Annotated in this window: 12 protein-coding genes and 1 riboswitch; of the genes, 3 read left to right on the top strand and 9 right to left on the bottom strand. The window is 67.0% G+C overall.

Translation table 11 applies throughout. From position 1 onward, the window contains the following. Positions 1 to 137 precede the first annotated feature (137 nt). Positions 138 to 2828, bottom strand: a complete 2691-nt coding sequence (pepN, locus tag U5A52_RS15025) for an aminopeptidase N (RefSeq protein ID WP_321935146.1) — start codon at positions 2826 to 2828, stop codon at positions 138 to 140. A 378-nt stretch (positions 2829 to 3206) separates the two neighbouring features. Between pepN and U5A52_RS15030 the strand changes: the two genes are divergently transcribed. Further along, positions 3207 to 3893: a DUF4136 domain-containing protein gene (locus U5A52_RS15030; RefSeq protein ID WP_321935147.1), complete on the top strand. Its 687-nt coding sequence runs from the start codon at positions 3207 to 3209 to the stop codon at positions 3891 to 3893. Positions 3894 to 3898: 5 nt separating this feature from the next. Here U5A52_RS15030 and U5A52_RS15035 read toward each other — a convergent pair whose 3' ends face one another. From U5A52_RS15035 to U5A52_RS15070, 8 genes are all read right to left on the bottom strand, one after another. Further along, on the bottom strand, positions 3899 to 4471 hold the full coding sequence (locus U5A52_RS15035) for a TMEM165/GDT1 family protein (RefSeq protein WP_321935148.1): 573 nt from the start codon (positions 4469 to 4471) through the stop codon (positions 3899 to 3901). A gap of 92 nt (positions 4472 to 4563) precedes the next feature. Then, a riboswitch (yybP-ykoY riboswitch) is annotated at positions 4564 to 4719 on the bottom strand. A gap of 46 nt (positions 4720 to 4765) precedes the next feature. After that, positions 4766 to 6073, bottom strand: a complete 1308-nt coding sequence (gene guaD / locus U5A52_RS15040) for a guanine deaminase (RefSeq protein ID WP_321935149.1) — start codon at positions 6071 to 6073, stop codon at positions 4766 to 4768. Between the two features lie 193 nt (positions 6074 to 6266). After that, positions 6267 to 7340: an adenosine deaminase gene (locus tag U5A52_RS15045; RefSeq protein ID WP_321935150.1), complete on the bottom strand. Its 1074-nt coding sequence runs from the start codon at positions 7338 to 7340 to the stop codon at positions 6267 to 6269. A gap of 40 nt (positions 7341 to 7380) precedes the next feature. Continuing rightward, positions 7381 to 8439: a xanthine dehydrogenase accessory protein XdhC gene (gene xdhC, locus U5A52_RS15050; protein ID WP_321913868.1), complete on the bottom strand. Its 1059-nt coding sequence runs from the start codon at positions 8437 to 8439 to the stop codon at positions 7381 to 7383. Between the two features lie 78 nt (positions 8440 to 8517). Beyond that, positions 8518 to 10890 (bottom strand): xanthine dehydrogenase molybdopterin binding subunit, encoded by a 2373-nt coding sequence (gene xdhB, locus U5A52_RS15055; protein WP_321935173.1) that lies wholly within the window; start codon positions 10888 to 10890, stop codon positions 8518 to 8520. A gap of 23 nt (positions 10891 to 10913) precedes the next feature. Next, the gene (xdhA, locus tag U5A52_RS15060) at positions 10914 to 12479 is read right to left on the bottom strand and encodes a xanthine dehydrogenase small subunit (protein ID WP_321935151.1); all 1566 of its coding nucleotides are present in this window, start codon (positions 12477 to 12479) and stop codon (positions 10914 to 10916) included. A 370-nt stretch (positions 12480 to 12849) separates the two neighbouring features. Then, positions 12850 to 13380, bottom strand: a complete 531-nt coding sequence (locus U5A52_RS15065) for a disulfide bond formation protein B (RefSeq protein ID WP_321913866.1) — start codon at positions 13378 to 13380, stop codon at positions 12850 to 12852. 162 nt (positions 13381 to 13542) lie between these two features. After that, positions 13543 to 14931, bottom strand: a complete 1389-nt coding sequence (locus tag U5A52_RS15070) for an amidase (protein WP_321935152.1) — start codon at positions 14929 to 14931, stop codon at positions 13543 to 13545. A gap of 160 nt (positions 14932 to 15091) precedes the next feature. Between U5A52_RS15070 and U5A52_RS15075 the strand changes: the two genes are divergently transcribed. Together U5A52_RS15075 and U5A52_RS15080 are read left to right on the top strand one after the other, a co-directional pair. Beyond that, a complete protein-coding gene (locus U5A52_RS15075; protein ID WP_321913864.1) occupies positions 15092 to 16849 on the top strand; it encodes a cation:proton antiporter in 1758 nt (585 codons plus the stop codon). Between the two features lie 173 nt (positions 16850 to 17022). Further along, entirely contained in the window at positions 17023 to 18366 is a 1344-nt protein-coding gene (locus U5A52_RS15080) for a gamma-glutamyl-gamma-aminobutyrate hydrolase family protein (RefSeq protein ID WP_321935153.1), read from the top strand. Positions 18367 to 18573: the final 207 nt, after the last annotated feature.

Below are 18573 nucleotides of genomic sequence, written 5' to 3' on the forward strand. Positions count from 1 at the left end.
TTCGCCCGGTGGCGGGTGTAGTCGCGCCGCTGAAAATAATCACGAAAAAAATGCGCAAAAAAACCGGCCTAAGGCCGGTTCGTGGGTTGGCGCGCGGTGCGGATCAGGCACCGCGCGTTGCGCCTCGTTTCGTCTGATCAAGCCAGCGCTTTTTCGACGATCTCGCGCACGTCGCGCGATTTGGCTTCAGCGGCTACACGCTCCAGCGCCGCGCGCATCGCGTCACGCAGTGCGGGCGTGAAGCGGCGCCACAGTTCGAGATTGCGAGCGAGACGCGCCGCGACCTGCGGATTGAGCGCGTCGAGCGCGATCACCTGGTCGGCCCAGAACGCGTAGCCCGAGCCGTCTGCGGCGTGGAACTGCGCGGGGTTCGCGGCGCAGAAGCTGAAGATCAGCGAGCGGGCGCGATTCGGGTTCTTGATGTTGAACGCCGGGTGACCCATGAGCGCGCGCACCGTCTCGATGGTCGGGCGTTGCGCCGTGCCCCGTTGCGTGGCCTGCAATGCGAACCATTTGTCGATGACGAGCGGTTCCTTCTCGAAGCGCACATAGAAGTCTTCGAGCGCCTTGCGCGCGACGTCGCCGCCAGTGGCCGCCTGCACGTTCAACAGCGCGGAAAGCGCCGCCGAACGGTCGGTCATGTTGTTCGCCGCGTCGTATTGCGCCGTGGCGAGGCGCACCGCTTGCGCAGCATCGTCGAGTTCCGAGAGATAGGATAGCGCAAGGTTCTTCAACCCGCGGTGTCCGGCCGCCTCGGGCGTCGGCTCGTACGCGCCCGGCGTGACATTGCGCTCATAGGCCGCGAGCCACTCGCGTTGCAGTGCGGTTGCCAGTTGCTTGCGCACGAACTGGCGCGCCGCGTGCACGGCGGCCGGGTCGGATTCGGCCATCTGCTCGGCAAGATAGGTTTCCGAAGGCAGCATGAGCGCAAGCTCGCGGAACGACGGCGAGAGCGATTCGTCGGTCAGCACGCGGCGGAACGCATCGACGAGCGCGCTGTTGATTTCGAGCGGCTGGCCCGCGGCGGCGCGAGCAGCAAGCGCGAGCAGTTCGCGCGTCGCGAGGCGCTGGCCCGCTTCCCAGCGGTTGAACGCGTCGCTGTCGTGCGCGAGCAGGAAAGCGAGTTCGTCATTGCCATAGTCGTAATCGACGATGACCGGCGCCGAGAAGTTGCGCAGCAGCGAGGGCAGGGGCTTGGCCATCACATCGGCGAACGTGAAGGTCTGCTGCGTGTCGGTCAGCTCCAGCACGCGCGTCGTGCCGTGCGCGGCGGCTTCGCCTTCGAGGCGCAGCGGCAGGTCCGCGCCGTCCGGGCCGATCAGGCCGATTGCAAACGGAATGTGCAGCGGGCCCTTTTGCGTTTCGCGCGCGGCGGGCGAGCCGTTGGCGTAGCCCTGCGTGAGCGTCACGCTGTAGCAGCGCGTGCCTTCGTCGTAGCTCGTCGTCACGCTCACACGCGGCGTGCCCGCCTGGCTGTACCAGCGCTCGAACTGCGCGAGGTCGCGGCCATTGGCGTCGGCCATCGCGTGGCGGAAGTCGTCGCAGGTCACGGCCTGGCCGTCGTGGCGCTGGAAGTACAGATCCATACCCTTGCGGAAGCCGTCGCGACCGAGCAGCGTTTGATACATCCGCACGACTTCCGAGCCTTTCTCGTAGACGGTCATCGTGTAGAAGTTGTTGATCTCGACGTAGCTCTCCGGTCGCACCGGGTGCGCCATCGGGCCCGCGTCTTCGGCGAACTGCATCTGGCGCAGCACGCGCACGTCCTCGATACGCTTGGTCGCGCGCGCAGCTTCGTTTTCATCGCCGCCCGACATCGCCGCCGAGAATTCCTGGTCGCGGAACACCGTGAGGCCTTCCTTCAGGCTCAGCTGGAACCAGTCGCGGCAGGTCACGCGGTTGCCGGTCCAGTTGTGAAAGTACTCGTGGCCGACCACGGCTTCGATGTTTGCGAAGTCGACATCGGTGGCCGTTTCGGGATTGGCGAGCACGTACTTCGTATTGAAGATGTTGAGCCCCTTGTTCTCCATCGCGCCCATGTTGAAGTCGCTCACGGCAACGATCATGAAGCGGTCGAGGTCGAGTTCGAGCCCAAAGCGCTGCTCGTCCCAGTGGATCGAGTGGATGAGCGAGTCCATGGCGTGGCGCGTCTTGTCGAGATCGTGCGGCTCGACCCACACCTGCAGCAGCTTTTCCTTGCCCGAGCGGCTCTGGATGCGTTCTTCCAGCGCCACGAGCTTGCCCGCCACGAGCGCGAACAGGTAGCTCGGCTTGCGGAACGGGTCTTCCCATTTCGCATAGTGACGGCCGTCGGCCAGGTCGCCTTGCGCGATCAGGTTGCCATTCGAGAGCAATACCGGGTAGGCGAGCTTGTCGGCGCGCAGCGTGACCGTGTAGGTCGCCATCACGTCGGGGCGGTCGAGGAACCAGGTGATGCGGCGAAAGCCCTCGGCCTCGCACTGCGTGAAGAAGTTGCCGCTCGACACGTAAAGGCCCGAGAGCGTGGTGTTGGCGGCCGGGTCGCACGCGCCGGTGAGCGTGAGCTCGAACGCCTCGGGCACGTTCTCGACCGTGAGGCCGTGCTCGTGCGTGCGCACGTTCGCGTACGGTTTGCCGTCGATCGCCGCGCCGATGAATTCGAGCTGCTCGCCCATGAGTTCGAGATGCGCGGTGGGTTGCGCGTCGGGATTGCGCCGCACGCGCAACGTGCTCTTGACGACCGTGCGCTCGGGCGCGAGGTCGAATTCGAGGTCGACGGTATCGATCAGAAACGCGGGCGGTGCGTAGTCTTCGCGGCGGATCACGGTGGGCGTGGCAGTATCGGACATGGTCTGGATAGGGGCGTGTCGGATCGGTGTGGATCGATCGTGTGGATCGGATTGGCCGGCCGCGGCGGCGTGGGCGCCCGCAGGGCGCTGCCTGCCGTCGCGGGAGCACGGCGGTTCGCCCCATTGTACAAAGGCTCGGGCCGCTTTGTCCGTCAGGGCTCGGCCCGCGAACTTTCGCGCTGCGCCGCGAGTCAGTATGATCAGGCCCTGCCGCGCGGTGACAGACTACAAAGCGGGCCACAAGACAGGACACGACCGGCGTGAAGCGCGCACGGACCGGACAGGGCACCAACAGGGAATAAGCGCGGCGCAAAGTTCGTATCGGAGAGAGCGGCCCCCACGACTGCACCTTTCCAACTGAATGAAGACGAGAAGACCATGATGCACGACCGATGGACCCGCCGCGCCCTACTGATGCTGGCGGCGCTCGCACTCACGCTCTCCGGCTGCACGACTTACGTGACGAGCCAGGTGACCGCTTTCTCCGCATGGGACGGCGGCAGCGACGCCACGCGCACCTTTGCGTTCACACGCAGCGCCGAGCAGAGCCAGAGCATCGAGCAGAGCACCTACGAGCAGTTCGTCGCCAACGGGCTCGCGACGCATGCGTTCCGCCTCGTGGCCGAACCGCAGGCGCACTACCTCGTGGGGCTCGCTTACGGCAGCCGCACCGACACGGTGACGGTTGCGCAGCCCGTGTTCTACAACCCCTGGCCGGGCCCGTACTGGGGCCCCTGGAACCCGTGGGGCGCGTGGGGACCGTATCAGCCCGCCTACGTGAACCAGACCTATCCGGTGTATTCGCATGCGCTCGGCATTCGCATCACCGAAAGGGCGAGCGGCAAGGAGGTCTACAACGTGACTGCGCGCACTTCCGGCGACGATCCGTCGCTCGTGCGCGTGATGCCCTTTCTCGTGCAGAGCGCGCTGGGGAATTTCCCTCTAGCTAACGGCACCGTGACGGAGGTCAAGATTCCGCTAGGCAAGGGCGGCGGCGCACCGAACGAGACCAGTGCGGCCTCGCCTGCAGCGGCGCAGGGTGCCGCAGCCGCACCCGCCAAATAGGCACGTCAGAACCCCACGCCCAGAATCGCGAGCACGCCGAGCACGACGAACAGCACCGCCGCAATCGCATGCACGAGCTTCGTCGGCAGCTTGTGGGCGAAGCGGTCGCCGAGCAGGATTGCAGGCACGTTCGCGATCATCATGCCGAGCGTCGTGCCGGCCACCACGCCGAAGAAGTCGTGAAAGCGCGCGGCGAGCGCGACGGTGGCGATCTGCGTCTTGTCGCCCATCTCGGCGAGAAAGAAGGTCACGACCGTCGCGCCGAATACGCCAAGCTGCGAGCGGTTCACGCTCGCTTCGCCTTCTTCGAGCTTGTCCGGCACGAGAATCCACAGCCCCATGGCGACAAACGAGGCGGCGAGCGCCCAGCGCATCACACCGGGCGTGACGAGCGCGCCGAGCCACGTGCCGAGCGCGCCCGCGCCCGAGTGGTTGACGAGCGTGGCGACGAGCACGCCGAGAATGATCGGCACGGGTTTGCGGTAGCGCGCCGCGAGCACGAGCGAGAGCAGCTGTGTCTTGTCGCCAATTTCGGCGAGCGCGACGGCTCCGGTGGAAACCAGAAAAGCTTGGTTCACGTTGTGGTGGATCCTCGGGCCGTGGTGTGTGCGAGCGACGACCCACGCACCGCCGGGCCCTGTTGCGGCGGTCATGGGTCATCGGTCTCGCCAGGCCCGGGATAAAGGCTGCGTCCGCCATGGCCGCGCAGGCCAAGTCTGTTGACGGACGTCCCCGCGAATTCGCGCGCGGCAAGCGCGGGGTCTTGAGACCGGCGCTGCGGCACTGTGGCGCGATTCGGAGGCGGCTACTCCCCAATGAGGCGCGGATTATACCATGCATGTTTTCCCTGTAACCCGCGCCGGGCGGGGCTTTCAGCGGTGCGCGCCGTCGCGGCTGTGCACGCGTTTGCCCGCCGCGTACGTCTCGAACACGGCGCGGTCGTCGCCGAGCAGGGCGAGCGCGAACAACAGCTCCTCCAGCGATTCGGCGCGCGCCGTACGCCGCGCGAGCAGCGGCGTGGACTGCGCATCGAGCACGACGAAGTCCGCTTCGCTGCCGGGCGCGAGCGTGCCGATCTTGTCGGCGAGATCGAGCGCGTGGGCCGCGCCCGCTGTCGCGAGCCAGAACATGCGCGTGGCCGTGAGATGGTGGCCGCCCATGCGCGCGACCTTGTGCGCCTCGTTCATGGTTTGCAGCATCGAGAACGAGGTGCCGCCGCCCACGTCGGTGGCGAGCGTCACGGGCATCGACGATGCGCCCGCCTTGTCGAAGTCGAACAGTCCGCTGCCGAGGAACAGGTTCGAGGTCGGGCAGTGCGCGGCAACCGTGCCGGTGTCCGCCATGCGGCGTCGGTCTTCGTCGTCGAGCCAGATGCAGTGGCCGTACACCGCGCGCTTGCGCAGGAGTCCGTAGTGATCGTACACATCGAGGTAGCTGCGATGACCCGGGAACAGTTCCTTGACCCACTTCACCTCATCCGGGTTTTCAGCCACATGGCTCTGGATGAAGATGTCGCCGTGCGCCTTCGCGAGCGCGCCGCACGCTTCGAGCTGCGCTTCGGTCGAGGTGGGCGCAAAGCGCGGCGTGAGCGCGTACATCTGGCGCCCGCGGTTGTGCCAGCGCTCGATCAGCTCGGCGCTGTCGTCGTAGCCCGTTTGCGGCGTATCGCGCAGGAACTCGGGGCAATGGCGGTCCATCAGCACCTTGCCCGCGACCATGCGCAGGTTCTTCGCTTCGCTCGCGGTGAAGAGCGCATCGGCGGACTGCTTGTGCACGGTGCAATACACGAGCGCCGTGGTCGTGCCGCAGGCGAGCAGTTCATCGACGAAAAAGCGCGCCGTGTCCTGCGCCACCGCTTCGTTTTCGAAGCCGCGCTCGGTCGGGAACGTGTAGGTGTCCAGCCACGGCAGGAGGCCCGGCGCGGGCGACGCGATCATGTCCGTCTGCGGATAGTGGATGTGCGTGTCGATGAAGCCCGGCACGATCAGCTTGTCGCGCAGGTCATGGACCGTTGCGCCTTCGCTCACGCGCGACTTGAGCGCGGACCACGCGCCCGAGGCGAGCACGTGGCCGTCTTCAACGATCACGACGCCGTCTTCGTTGAAGACCGCGGCGTCGGACGATTGCGCGGGATCGCCGGTGAACGTCAACAGTTTTGCGCGGTAAGCCGATTGAGTCATGGGAACTTCGTCTCCGATAAATTCAGGTATTCGTCCAATGCATGCCCCGCATGTCGCGCGCCGCTCCTGAAAACGAGGCGCGAGAGGGCCCACGGTCCGGCGCTCGCGCGCTGGACCGGATTCGTGTGACAGCCCGGGCTGGGGCTTGCTGTGCGGACGAGTCCGCGTTTTTGTTCGCGCGTTAGTGCACGCTTTAAGCCGTTGTGCGCCTCCAGTTCGCGTCGAGCTTCGCGATCAGCGCGGCGCGCTCTTCGGGCGTCACGAACGAAGCCTCGAAGCCGTTGCGCAGGATCGTGTACACCTCGTCGTCGTCGAGCTTGAGCGCTTCGATGATGGCGCGGTAGTTCTCGTTGACGTAGCCGCCGAAGTAGGCGGGATCGTCGGAATTGACGGTCACCGCAACGCCTTTGTCGAGCAATTGCTTGAGCGTGTGCTGCGTCATGTCGTCGAACACGCACAGTTTGGTGTTCGAAAGCGGGCACACGGTCAGGGCCACGCGCGTGTCGGCCAGGCGCGTGACGAGCGCAGGATCTTCAATGCTGCGCACGCCGTGATCGACGCGATCGACCTTGAGCAGATCGAGCGCTTCGTAGATGTACGAGGGCGGGCCTTCCTCGCCCGCGTGCGCGACGAGCTTCAGGCCCATCGCGCGTGCTTTCTCGAACACGCGCTCGAACTTCGAGGGCGGGTGGCCGCGCTCGGACGAGTCGAGGCCCACGCCGATCAGGCGCGCATGGCGCGCGAAAAGCGGCTGCGCGGCGTCGAAGGTGGCGAGCGCATCGGCTTCGCTCAGGTGGCGCAGGAAGCACAGGATCAGCTTGCTCGTGAGGCCGCGCTTTTCGGCGTCGGCGAGCGCGCGGTCGATGCCCGCGACCACGGTTTCGATCGGCACGCCGCGTTCGGTATGCGTTTGCGGGTCGAAGAATATTTCGGTGTGCACGACATTGTCGGCGAGCGCGCGCTCGCAGTACGCCATCGTCATGTCGTAGAAGTCCTGCTCCGTGAGCAGTACGCTCGCGCCTGCGTAGTAGATGTCGAGAAACGACTGCAGGTCGGTGAACGCGTAGGCGGCGCGCAGCGCGTCGATCGAGTCGTACGCGAGCTTCACGTTGTTGCGCTGCGCGAGCGCGAAGATCAGCTCGGGTTCGAGCGAGCCTTCGATATGGATGTGCAGCTCCGCCTTCGGCGCGTTGGCGGCCTTTTCGACGAGTGCCGTTGCGCTCGCGGCGGTGTTGGCGGCGGGGTTGGCCGGGATCGTGATCGTCATGTTCGTTTCGATTCGCTTATGGGTTCTTCAGTGTTTGACATCACGCGGAATGGGTGGCGGGGACATGCGCCGCGCTCGCCAGCTTCGCTGCCTCGATGGCCTGCAGCAGTTGCGCGGCGGCCGAGACGGCGATGACTTCAGGCGACTTGTCGACGATACCGTCCACGCCGAGCGGGCAGTTCATGCGCGCGATCTGCATGGGGTCGATGCCGCGTGCGGCGAGCCGGTGCTCGAACTGCTTGCGCTTCGTGTGCGAGCCGATCATGCCGAAGAACACGAAGTCGCCGCGGCGCAGGATGCGCTCGGCGAGATCGAGGTCGCGCGAATGATCGTGCGTCATCACGATGAAACTGGTGCCGGGTGGGGCGGTGTCGACGGCTTCGTCGGGCGCGTCGTTGGCGTCGATCGCGACGTTGGGCGCGCCCAGCAGCGCGAATGCCTCGGGCGTCGGAAACGCGGCGTCGCGCTCGTCGACCCACAGCACGCGGCAGGGCAGCGTGCCGAGCACGCGCACGAGCGCCGCGCCCACATGGCCCGCGCCGAACAGCACGACGGGAAAGTCGTTCGGCGCGATCGTCTCGGTGAGGAGCAGCGTGCCGCCCGTTTCCCAAAGCAGGCAGTCGGGCGCTTCCACGCCCGCTTCCGGCTCGGAGAGCATGGCCGGATCGGCTGCGGTGCCTTCGCCCTCGGGGCTCCCGTTCCGCGAGGAGCGGAATGATACGCTACGCACGGTCGACGCGCCTGCCGCGAGGCGGCGCGCGAGCGTGGCGAGCCAGCCGAGGTCGGCTACGTCGAGGCGCTCGAACGCGAGCACCACGGCGCCGCCGCAGCACTGGCCGAGGCTCGGCCCGAGCGCGAGGCGCTCGAGGCGCCGCGCGTGCGGCGTGCGCATGCCGTCGCGCAGCACCTGGCGCGCGATTTCAATGGCCTTCCATTCGAGGTGGCCTCCGCCAATGGTGTGGCGGGCCGCTTCGCGCGTGACGATCATCTTCGTGCCGGCCTCGCGCGGCGCCGATCCCTCGACGCGCGCAACGGTGACCAGCACGGCGGCGTCGCCGTGCGCGAGCAGTTGCTGCAGATCGGAAAGCCAGGCTTGCATCTGGCGGTTCTCCCTACGGGGCGGCACGTTGTAGCCTGTACCGCCGGTTAATCTTCGTGGCCTTGTTTCGACCGCGCCTCACGATTGGAGCGTGTGAAGCGCCGCGGGTTCGCTCGCTCGCAGCGCGTCCAGCGCATCGAGAATTGCTTCGGGCGTCGCGGGCGCGCGCAGCGGGGCAGCCTCGCGCGCCTCGGGCACCGCCGCGCCCACGGCGTCGCGAATCGCGAGAAAGACCGAGAACGGCAAAAGCAGGGGCGGCTCGCCCACGGCCTTCGAGCGGAACACGGTAGGCTCCACATTGTCGTTGCCGCCGCTGCGATACAGCTTCACGATGAACGCCTCCGGCGTGTCGCTCACCGCCGGGATCTTGTACGTGGACGGCGCGTGCGTCATGAGCCGCCCGTCGCGGTTCCACCAAAGCTCCTCGGTCGTGAGCCAGCCCATGCCCTGGATGAAGCCGCCTTCCACCTGGCCGAGATCGATGGCCGGATTGATCGACTGGCCCGCGTCGTGCAGCACGTCGGCGCGCACGAGCTTCCATTCGCCGGTGAGCGTATCGACGACCACTTCCGAGACCGCCGCGCCATAGGCGAAGTAGTAGAACGGATGGCCGGTGAGCGTGCGCGCGTCCCAATGCACTTTGGGCGTGGCGTAGAAGCCATCGGACCACAATTGCACGCGCTTCATATACGCGAGTTCGACGAATTCTGCAAAAGCGATCGCCTGGCCGTTTGCCCGCACGAGGCCCCCTTCGAACGCGACATTTTCGGGCGCGCCGCCGTATTGTGCCGCCGCGAACGCCGCGAGGCGCGCGCGGATCGTCAGCGCGGCGTCCTCGGCGGCCTTGCCGTTGAGGTCGCTGCCTGTGGACGCCGCCGTGGCCGACGTATTGGCCACTTTCGACGTATCGGCGGCGCTCACGCGCACGCGTGCGAGCGGCAAACCGAGCGTGCCCGCCACGACCTGCGCGACCTTGGTGTTGAGCCCCTGGCCCATTTCGGTGCCGCCGTGGTTCACGAGCACGGAGCCGTCGCGGTACACATGCACGAGCGCACCCGCCTGGTTCAGATGCGGCACGTTGAACGAGATGCCGAACTTGACCGGCGTGAGCGCCATGCCGCGCTTGAGCACGGGGCTCGTGCGGTTATACGCGTCGATGGCCGCGCGTCGTTCGCGATAGCGGCTCGACGCGAGCAGATCGTCGGTGAGCGGCGCGAGCACGTTGTCCTCCACGCGCTGGCCGTATGGCGTGACGTCGCGCTCGCCAATGCCGTAGTAGTTCGCGCGCCGCACATCGAGCGGATCGCGGCCAAGCGTCCGCGCGATTTCGTCGAGCATGACCTCCATCACGAGCGCACCCTGCGGGCCACCGAAGCCGCGAAACGCGGTGTTCGACTGCGTGTTCGTCTTGCAGCAGAGCGCGACGATTTCGACGTCCGGAAGATAGTAGGCGTTGTCGAAGTGACAAACCGCGCGCGTGGCGACCGCGCCAGAAAGATCGGCGGAATAGCCCGCGCGCAGCGCGATCTCCACGCGCGCGCCGAGGAGCCGTCCTTCGTCGTCGTAGCCCGCTTCGTAGGTGTAGAGCGCGTCGTGGCGCTTGCCGGTGATCATGAAGTCATCGTCGCGATCCGCGCGCAGCTTCACGGGGCGCTGCAGCTTGTGCGCCGCGAGCGCGGCGACGCAAGCGAACAACGCCGACTGCGATTCCTTGCCGCCGAAACCGCCGCCCATGCGCCGGCATTCGCAGCTCACACGGTGCGCGGGCCAGCCTAGCAGATGCGCGACGACTTGCTGCATCTCGCTCGGGTGCTGCGTCGAGCTATAGACGAGCATGCCCGTTTGCTCTTGCGGCAGCGCGTAGGCCACCTGGCCTTCGAGATAGAACTGTTCCTGGCCGCCCACGGTGAACGTTCCCGCGAGGCGATGCGGCGCCGCGGCGAGCGCCGCGTCGGGCGCGCCGCGCACCAGGCGCAGCGGCGGCAGCACATAGTGCTGGCGCTTGCGTGCTTCTTCGATGCTGAGAACGGGTTCCAGCGGCTCGTAGCGAACGACGTCATCGCTTGCCGCAAGCGCCGCGGCGCGGCGCGCGAGTTCGTGGCTCGTGGCGATCACCGCGAACACGGGCTGCCCGAGGTACTGCACGACGTCGCTTGCGAGCACCGGGTCATCGTGCACGACGGGACCGCAGTCGTTCTCGCCGGGGATGTCGGCGGCCGACAGCACCGCAAGCACGCCCGGCGACGAGCGCACGCGCTCCAGATCGAGCGCGACGATGCGCGCGTGCGCATGGCGCGCGAGGCCGAGCGCCGCGTGCACCGTGCCGTGCAATTCGGGGATGTCGTCGGTGTAGCGCGCCTCGCCGCTCACATGGGCGTCCGCCGACTCGTGCGGCAGCGGCGCGCCGAGCGCGTGTTCGTGTGCGTGCTCATCGCGTTGTTCCTGGCGCATGACGAGCGGTTCGGCTTGATCGTTCATGGCGTGACTCCGGCGGTTGCGCTGTCCTGATCATCCCGGCCATCGTCGTCGCCTTCGGCGAAGGCGAACGCGTTGACGTCACACAGCGCGAGCGGCGCATCGTCGCGCGTTTCGAGCCAGCAGCGCCACAGCAGGTTACGTGCGACCTTTAGACGATACGTGCCGCTCGCGCGCATGTCCGTGAGCGGCCGATAGTCGGTGGCGAGCGCTTCCATCGCGCGCTGAACGCTGGTTTCGTCCCAGCGTGCGCCGCTAAGCTGCGCCTCGGCGAGCGCGGCGCGCTGCGGGATCGCGGCCATGCCGCCGTAGGCGATGCGCGCGCTCGCGAGTGTGCCGTCCTCACGCACGTCGAGTGCAAACGCGGCGCACACCGCTGAAATATCCTGGTCGTAGCGCTTCGAGACCTTGTAGGTGCGAAAGCGCAGAGTCGGCGCGGGGCGCGGCACGCGGATCGCTTCGACGAATTCGCCCGCTTCGAGCGTGTTCTTCTGATAGCCCGTGTAGAACGCCGCGAGCGGCAGCGTGCGCACGCGCGCCGCGCGGCGCAGCACGAGCGTGGCGTCGAGCGCGAGCAGCGCGGGCATCGAGTCGCCGATCGGCGAGCCGTTCGCGACGTTGCCGCCCAGCGTTCCCGCGTTGCGAATGGGCAGCGAGGCGAAACGCGCCCACAGTTCCGCGAGTTCCGGGTAGTCGATGGCGAGCGCCGCGTAGGCTTCTTCGAGCGGGACCGCCGCGCCGATCGTGAGCGTCTGGGCGTCGCGCGAAACGCTCTTCATTTCCTCGACGTTGCCCGTGTAGATGAGGTCGCCCAGATCGCGGAACTGCTTCGTGACCCACAGGCCGACATCGGTGCTGCCCGCCAGTACGCGCGCGTCAGGATGCGCGGCACGCAGCGCCGCGAAGGCCTCGAGCGTGCGCGGCGAGTAGAAGGTGCTTTCGCCGTGTGCGGCGCCCCGCACATCGGGGCCGTGATATTCGAACGTGCCGGTGCGCTGCAGGGCCCGCAACTGGGCTTCGACGCGAGTGCGATCGAGCGCCACGCGCGGGTGACAGGTTTCGTCGAACATGCGCAGCGCCGCTTCGATGATCGGCCGGTAGCCGGTGCAGCGGCACAGATTGCCCGAAAGCGCTTCGTTGATCTCTTCGCGAGTCGGCAGGCCTGCGCCGGCGGGCTGATTCTCGTAGAGCGCCCACAGGGACATAACAAAGCCCGGTGTGCAGAAACCGCACTGCGAGCCGTGGCAATCGACCATTGCCTGCTGAACCGGGTGCAGCGCGCCATTGGGCTGGCGCAGATCTTCGACGGCGTAGAGCGCGCGGCCGTCGAGGGTAGGCAGGAACTGTATGCAGGCGTTGACGGCCTTGAGCACGAGACGGCCTTCGCCGTCGAGTTCGCCCATGACGACGGTACAGGCGCCGCAGTCGCCCTCCGCGCAGCCTTCCTTGGTGCCGCAGGCGCGCAGATCCTCACGCAGATGCTGAAGCACCGTGCGCGTGGGAGGCAGGCCGCGCACTTCGTGCACAGCGCCTCGGTGGAGGAAGCGGATGGTTTGCGTTGTCATGGTGAACCCGGGGACATTGCGGATCAGGCGCGCGTTACGAGAGGGGCGCGCCAACACCGGCCTCGCGCACGTAGATCGCCATCCAGTTCCGAAGATAGCACCGCTCGCCGCAGGAAAGTATTTCCCCCGCTAGATGGGGGTTATGTGACTTGGGTCATGAAGCCGTCACAGCGCGAATGGCGGTGCGCAGCCGTTGCATGCGGCGAACGCGCCTGGATGGCCGGGGAGATGCGGGAGTCGTGCGCGATTCGATGTTGCTGCGCAAAGCTAGCGCTCGAATCGCGCTGGCGGGGCGCGCCGCCCGATGGTTGGGCGGCGGATGAGGCGCGGGAGTTTGGGCGGGCGCGGGCGCGCCGTGCCCAATAGCCGGTTAGCGGCGGATGCCGGGCCACGACACCTGGCGGCGCCGGTTGCGCCACAGACTCAAGGTCACCGCCAAAAACGCGACGATGAACGCGAGCAGCGCCCACATCGGCATGGTCAGGCCAAGCGTCGCCGGATAGGTGGTTTCGCAAAGGCCTTGCACCTTGAACACGCCGGGTAGCCAGTGCGCGAACGGCAGGCTGTCGACAATGGGCTGCAGCGTGTCGAAACCGCAGCTGTAGCTCGGGAACGCCTGCACCCACACGAGCTTCGCGGCCGCGACCGCGCCGCCTGCCGCCGAGAGCGCCACGAGCGCTTCGAGCACGCGCACGCCGCGCCAGCTCGTCATGCGCGCGCCGAGAAAGGCGAAGACCGCGATGAGGACCAGGAAATAGCGCCCCAGGATACACAGCGGGCAGGGGTCCTGATGCTCGACATACTGGAAGTACAGGGCGCCGGCGAGGAGCGCGAGGCAGATCAGGCCAAGGAGGACCAGCAGGCCGCGCTCGCGGCGCAACAGCGCGTTATCGTCGTTCATGAGGCTCGTTTATTGGCTCGTTCGTTCGGGTTGTCTGGCGCAGCGACCTGGCGGTTTCCGGCGGCTGCGACGGCGTGACGGGATTCTAGCGCGAAGGTCGCGCGCGGCGCGGACGTGTCCTTGCTCGCGCGCAGCGGTTGTTTTGAGCGACTGGCGCTCAGGTCAGCGCAGCGGTGCGAGCACCGCCTCGACGCCGCGGCCAATGGCGAGCAGCGCGTCGTCGTTGTCGGGCGCGGCGGCCAGCATCAGCCCGACGGGCGCCGCGCCATAGTGATGGCATGGCAGCGACAGCGCGCACGCATCGAGGAAGTTGAACGCGCTCGGATTGCGCAGCACGAGCGCGTTGGTGCGCGCGAAGACATCGTCGTCGGCGGTGAGCGGCGCGACGGGCGGCGGCGCGATCGGCACGGTCGGCGCGATCACGACGTCAAAGCGCGACCAGAGCGTGGCTTGGGCCTCCTCCATGACCGCCGCGCGCGCGGCGATCAGATCCAGATAGTCGGCAGCCGTAGCGTGTTCGCCCTTCAGGATGCGCACGAGCACGCGCGGGTCGTATTGATCGCGATGCTTCGCAATCAGCTCGCGATGCCACGCATACGCCTCCATCGGCGAGAAGCCGATGCGGTTGATTTCGCCGAAGCGCTCGAAAGCGGCAAAGCGGACTTCGCTCACGATCGCGCCGGCCGCATCCAGATGCTTGAGCGCCGTATCGATCGTCTCCGCGACTTCGGGGTCCACGCCGTCGGTGACATAGTTGGTGAGCACGCCAAGGCGCACGCCTTCGAGGTGGCGCGCGGCCGGCACACGCGGCGCGAGCCCGGCGAGCACGCGGTCCACGAGTGCGCAGCATGCCACCGTGTTGCCGATCGGGCCGAACGAGTCGAGCGTGGGGGAGAGCGGTACGCCGCCCGTTTTCGGAATGCGCCTCGCGGTGGGTTTGAAGCCCGTGAGGCCGCAGAACGCGGCGGGAATGCGGAGGGAGCCGCCGGTGTCGGTGCCGAGCGCGGCGGCGGCCATGCCGTCCGCGACCGAGGCCGCCGCGCCCGAGGACGAGCCGCCCGCCACGCGCGCGTCGCCCGCTACACCGCGATGCCAGGGCGAAAGCGGCGTGCCGTAGTGCGGATTCAGGCCGAGCCCCGAGAACGCGAACTCGCTCATGTTGGTCCGGCCGACCAGCACCGCGCCCGCATGGCGCAGCCGCGCGACAGCGGCGGCGTCCTCCTTGGCAGGCGCCGCATTCGCGAGCGCCGTGGAGCCCGCGCGCGTGACTTCGCCCGCCACGTCGAACAGGTCCTTCACCGAGACGGGGATGCCCGCAAGCGGCGACAGCACCGTGCCGGCCGCGCGCAGGCGGTCGAGTGCGTCGGCGGCGGCGCGCACGCGCTCGGCATCGACATGCGTGAAGACAGTTGCGCCCTGGCCGGCCGGGTCGGCGATGCGCTCGAGCGCGGCTTCGGCGAGCGCGCGGCTCGTTGTGCGGCCTGCGGCGAGATCGGCGCCGAGCTGGGCAAGGGGAGGGAACGGCGAAAAGGCGGTGGATGCGGATGTCATGGCGGCAGAAGATTCGGTCGATGCGCTGCGGCGCGGGCGGGCATTGCCTGCGAGGGTCGCATCATTGTAGGTCGGCTTTTTTCCTTGCGTGCGATTTGGCTCACGCCGTGCATCGGGTAACATGCGGAAATTCGATAGCAATTTGTAAGGAAAGACCTTCATGCATCAGGGAATCGGCTTCATTCAGGATCTGGCAGTCGTGATGGCGCTCGCGGGCGTTGTCACCGTGCTGTTTCATCGCCTGAAGCAGCCGGTCGTGCTCGGCTATATCGCGGCGGGCGTGATCATCGGGCCGTACACGCCGCCGTTCCAGCTCATCCACGACGAGCAGACCATCCAGACGCTCGGCGAGCTCGGCGTGGTGTTCCTGATGTTCTCGCTCGGGCTCGAGTTCAGCCTGCGCAAGCTTTTCCAGGTGGGCGCGACCGCCATCGTCGCGGCGCTTTCGGAAATCGTCCTGATGCTGTGGATCGGCTATGAGATCGGCCGTGCGTTCGGCTGGGCCACAATGGATTCGCTGTTCCTCGGCGCGATTCTCGCCATTTCCTCGACGACCATCATTGTCAAAGCGCTCTCCGATCTCGGCGTGAAGCGCGAGCCGTTCGCGCAGCTCGTGTTCGGCATCCTGATCGTCGAGGACATCCTCGGCATTGCCATGCTCGTGCTGCTGGGCGGCATTGCGCAGACGGGCGAACTCTCGCCGGGCATTGCGCTCATCACGCTCGGCAAGCTGCTGCTCTTCATGCTGGTCTCGCTGCTCGCGGGCATTCTGATCGTGCCGCGCGTGCTCGGCTACATCGCGCGCGTGGGCAACGACGAGATGCTGCTCGTTTCGGTGCTGGGCTTTTGCTTTGGCTTTTGCCTGCTCGTCGTGAAGCTCGATTATTCGATCGCGCTCGGCGCCTTCCTGATTGGCGCGGTCATGGCCGAGTCGCGGCATCTGCATCGCATCGAGCATCTCGTTGCGCCGCTGCGCGACGCGTTCTCCGCGATCTTCTTCGTGACGATCGGGCTCATGCTCAACCCGCTCGTGCTGGTCGACTACGCGTGGCCGATCGCCGTGATCTCGATTGCCGTGGTGCTCGGCAAGCTCGTGTCGTGCGGCCTCGGCACCTTCCTCGCGGGCCGCGACGGACGCACCGCCATGCGCGTGGGCATGACCGTCTCGCAGATCGGCGAGTTCTCGTTCATCATCGCCTCGCTCGGCCTCACGCTGAAGGTGACGAGCGGCTTCCTCTATCCGATCGCGGTGACGGTCTCGGCCATCACGACGCTCACCACGCCTTACCTCATCCGCATTGCCGACCCGCTCTCGCAGCGTCTCGCGCGCGCCATGCCGCCTGCCGTCTCGAACGTGTTCGGCATGTACAGCCAGTGGCTGCGTTGCCTGATGCCGCGCTCGGACGGGCCCACGATCTTTTCGCTCACCAGGCGCATCGTCGTGCAGATTGCCGTGAATCTCGCGCTCGTCTCGGCGATTTTCATCGGCGTTTCCTATGGCGCGCGTTACGCGGCGCCGTTGCTGGCGCAGTGGATCGGCGACGAGCGCATCCAGCGCGTCGTGCTCTGGAGCGCCGCGCTCGTGCTCGCGATGCCGTTTCTCGTCGCGGTATGGCGCAAGACGCAGTCGCTCGCGCTCCTGCTCGCCGAAGTGAGCGTACAGCCGGAGAAGGCGGGGCGCTTCACGCGCGCGATCCGTCATGTCATTGCGGAACTGGTGCCCGTGGTGTCGATGTTCGGCGTGTTCCTGCTCGTGGCGGCGCTTTCGGGGACGATCCTGCCGCCTACGGGTTTCCTCATCGGCGTGCTGGTGTGCGCCGCGGCGCTCACCATGCTGCTGTGGCGCTGGTGCGTGAAGATCCATGCCTCGATGCAGATTGCGTTGCGCGAGACCTTCGACGAACGGCCGGATGCCTGACCTCGCCATTGCGAGCAAAGGCTTCGCAAGTGGCGCGCCTCGCACGCCGGTTTGAGCCGGTTCATGTGTGACGGGATGTGAGCAATTGTGCACGGGGGTGGCGGCGATGTGCCGCGCGACGGATAATCGAACCTTGTTCATTCGTTCGCGCGCCGCGCGCCTGACCCCACGTCATGAGCGATAACAAATCAGACCATCCCGAGGTCCCTGACGGCGCAAGCCGTCCTGCCGATGCCGGTCCTGCCGGCGCCTCCTCGTCCTCTCCTTCCGCCGGCTCTCCTGGCGCTTCTGCTGGTTCTCCCTCTGCATCGACCGCCGCTTCACCTTCAGCTTCGCCCACTGGGGAAGCCGCGCAACGCGCTTCGACCGATGCGCCCGAAAGCGCTTCGGCCGTCACGCCCGGCGAGTCGCCGAAGCAGGCGCCGGCCGGCACCACGCCGAGTATCCCGATCGAGGAAACTGCCGAGGCCGGCAAGTCCGCGCCCGCGCCGGCCCCGCATACCGAACCGGCAAGCGCTGACGAGGCGGCAACGTCTGCTGCGCCGCAACGTCCTGGTGCTGCGCCTGCGGGCTTTGGCCAGGCGCCCGACTTCTCGGCGCATCACCCACCGCCGCCCGGCGCGATTCCGCCGGAACCGCCGCGCTATTTGCGCGCGAGCGATTCGGCTTGGGCGATCTTCGGCCGCATCGTCGCCGCGCGTGCGCGGCAACTGTTCGATCGCGCCGGTCAGCGCATTACGCAGCGCACGCTGCGCATTGGCGTCTCGGCGCGGATCTTCCACCCGGAGCCGGGCGCACAAGGGCTGCGCGGCAAGACGCTGCAATACCTCGAGGAATCGATCGCACACTGGGTGATGTCCCGGGGCGTCATCGTGTTCATGATCCCGACGGTCGGACACGAGGGCATGCTGCATCCGAGCAATATCCGCTTGCGCGATTACGCGAAGCATCTCGACGGTCTGCTGCTCCAGGGCGGCGCTGATGTCTCGCCGCAGACGTATGCGGAGATCTCGCCACGCCCCGAATGGCCGGGCGACCGCGTGCGCGACATGTACGAGCTCGAACTGCTGCATGAATTCGTCGAGTCGGGCAAGCCGGTGCTGGGCGTGTGCCGTGGCTGCCAGCTCATCAACGTGGCGTTTGGCGGCACGCTTTATCAGGACATCGCGTCCGACGTGCCGACGGCCGGCGTGCACGTGAGCGAGCATTACGACCAGCATCGCCACGCGGTCACATTCCCGGAGGGTTCGACGTTCGCGTCCATGTTCCCCGGGCGCCGCGAGGCCATCGTCAACTCGATTCACCATCAAGCCGTGAAGAACCTCGGACGCGACCTGACCGTCGAGGCTGTTTCGGCGGGCGACGGGCTCATCGAGGCGGTGCGTTACCGGCGCTCGCCGTTCGTCGTGGGTGTGCAGTGGCACCCCGAATTCCATCGCGCGGGCGGCGCCGAACTGCTCGATTGCACGCCGCTGCTCGACACCTTCTTGCGAGCCGCGCGCGAAACGCGCTTTTGATTGCAAACCACGGGCGAAACGCAACGCGTCAAAGCAACCCGCAGCAACCCCGCTCAGGCCGCGCGCAACTTGCGCGCGGCCTTTTTATTTCGCTCATCTGCTTCGGCGTCCTACGCGCCTTGCATCCTTTCTGTTCTTGATCGGCGTGCTTCCTACGTAAGATTCGTCCTAATCTTCCGATTCCACTGCTTATCCAAAATTAAACGT

This window comes from Paraburkholderia sp. J8-2 (assembly GCF_905220195.1).
Lineage (GTDB): Bacteria > Pseudomonadota > Gammaproteobacteria > Burkholderiales > Burkholderiaceae > Paraburkholderia.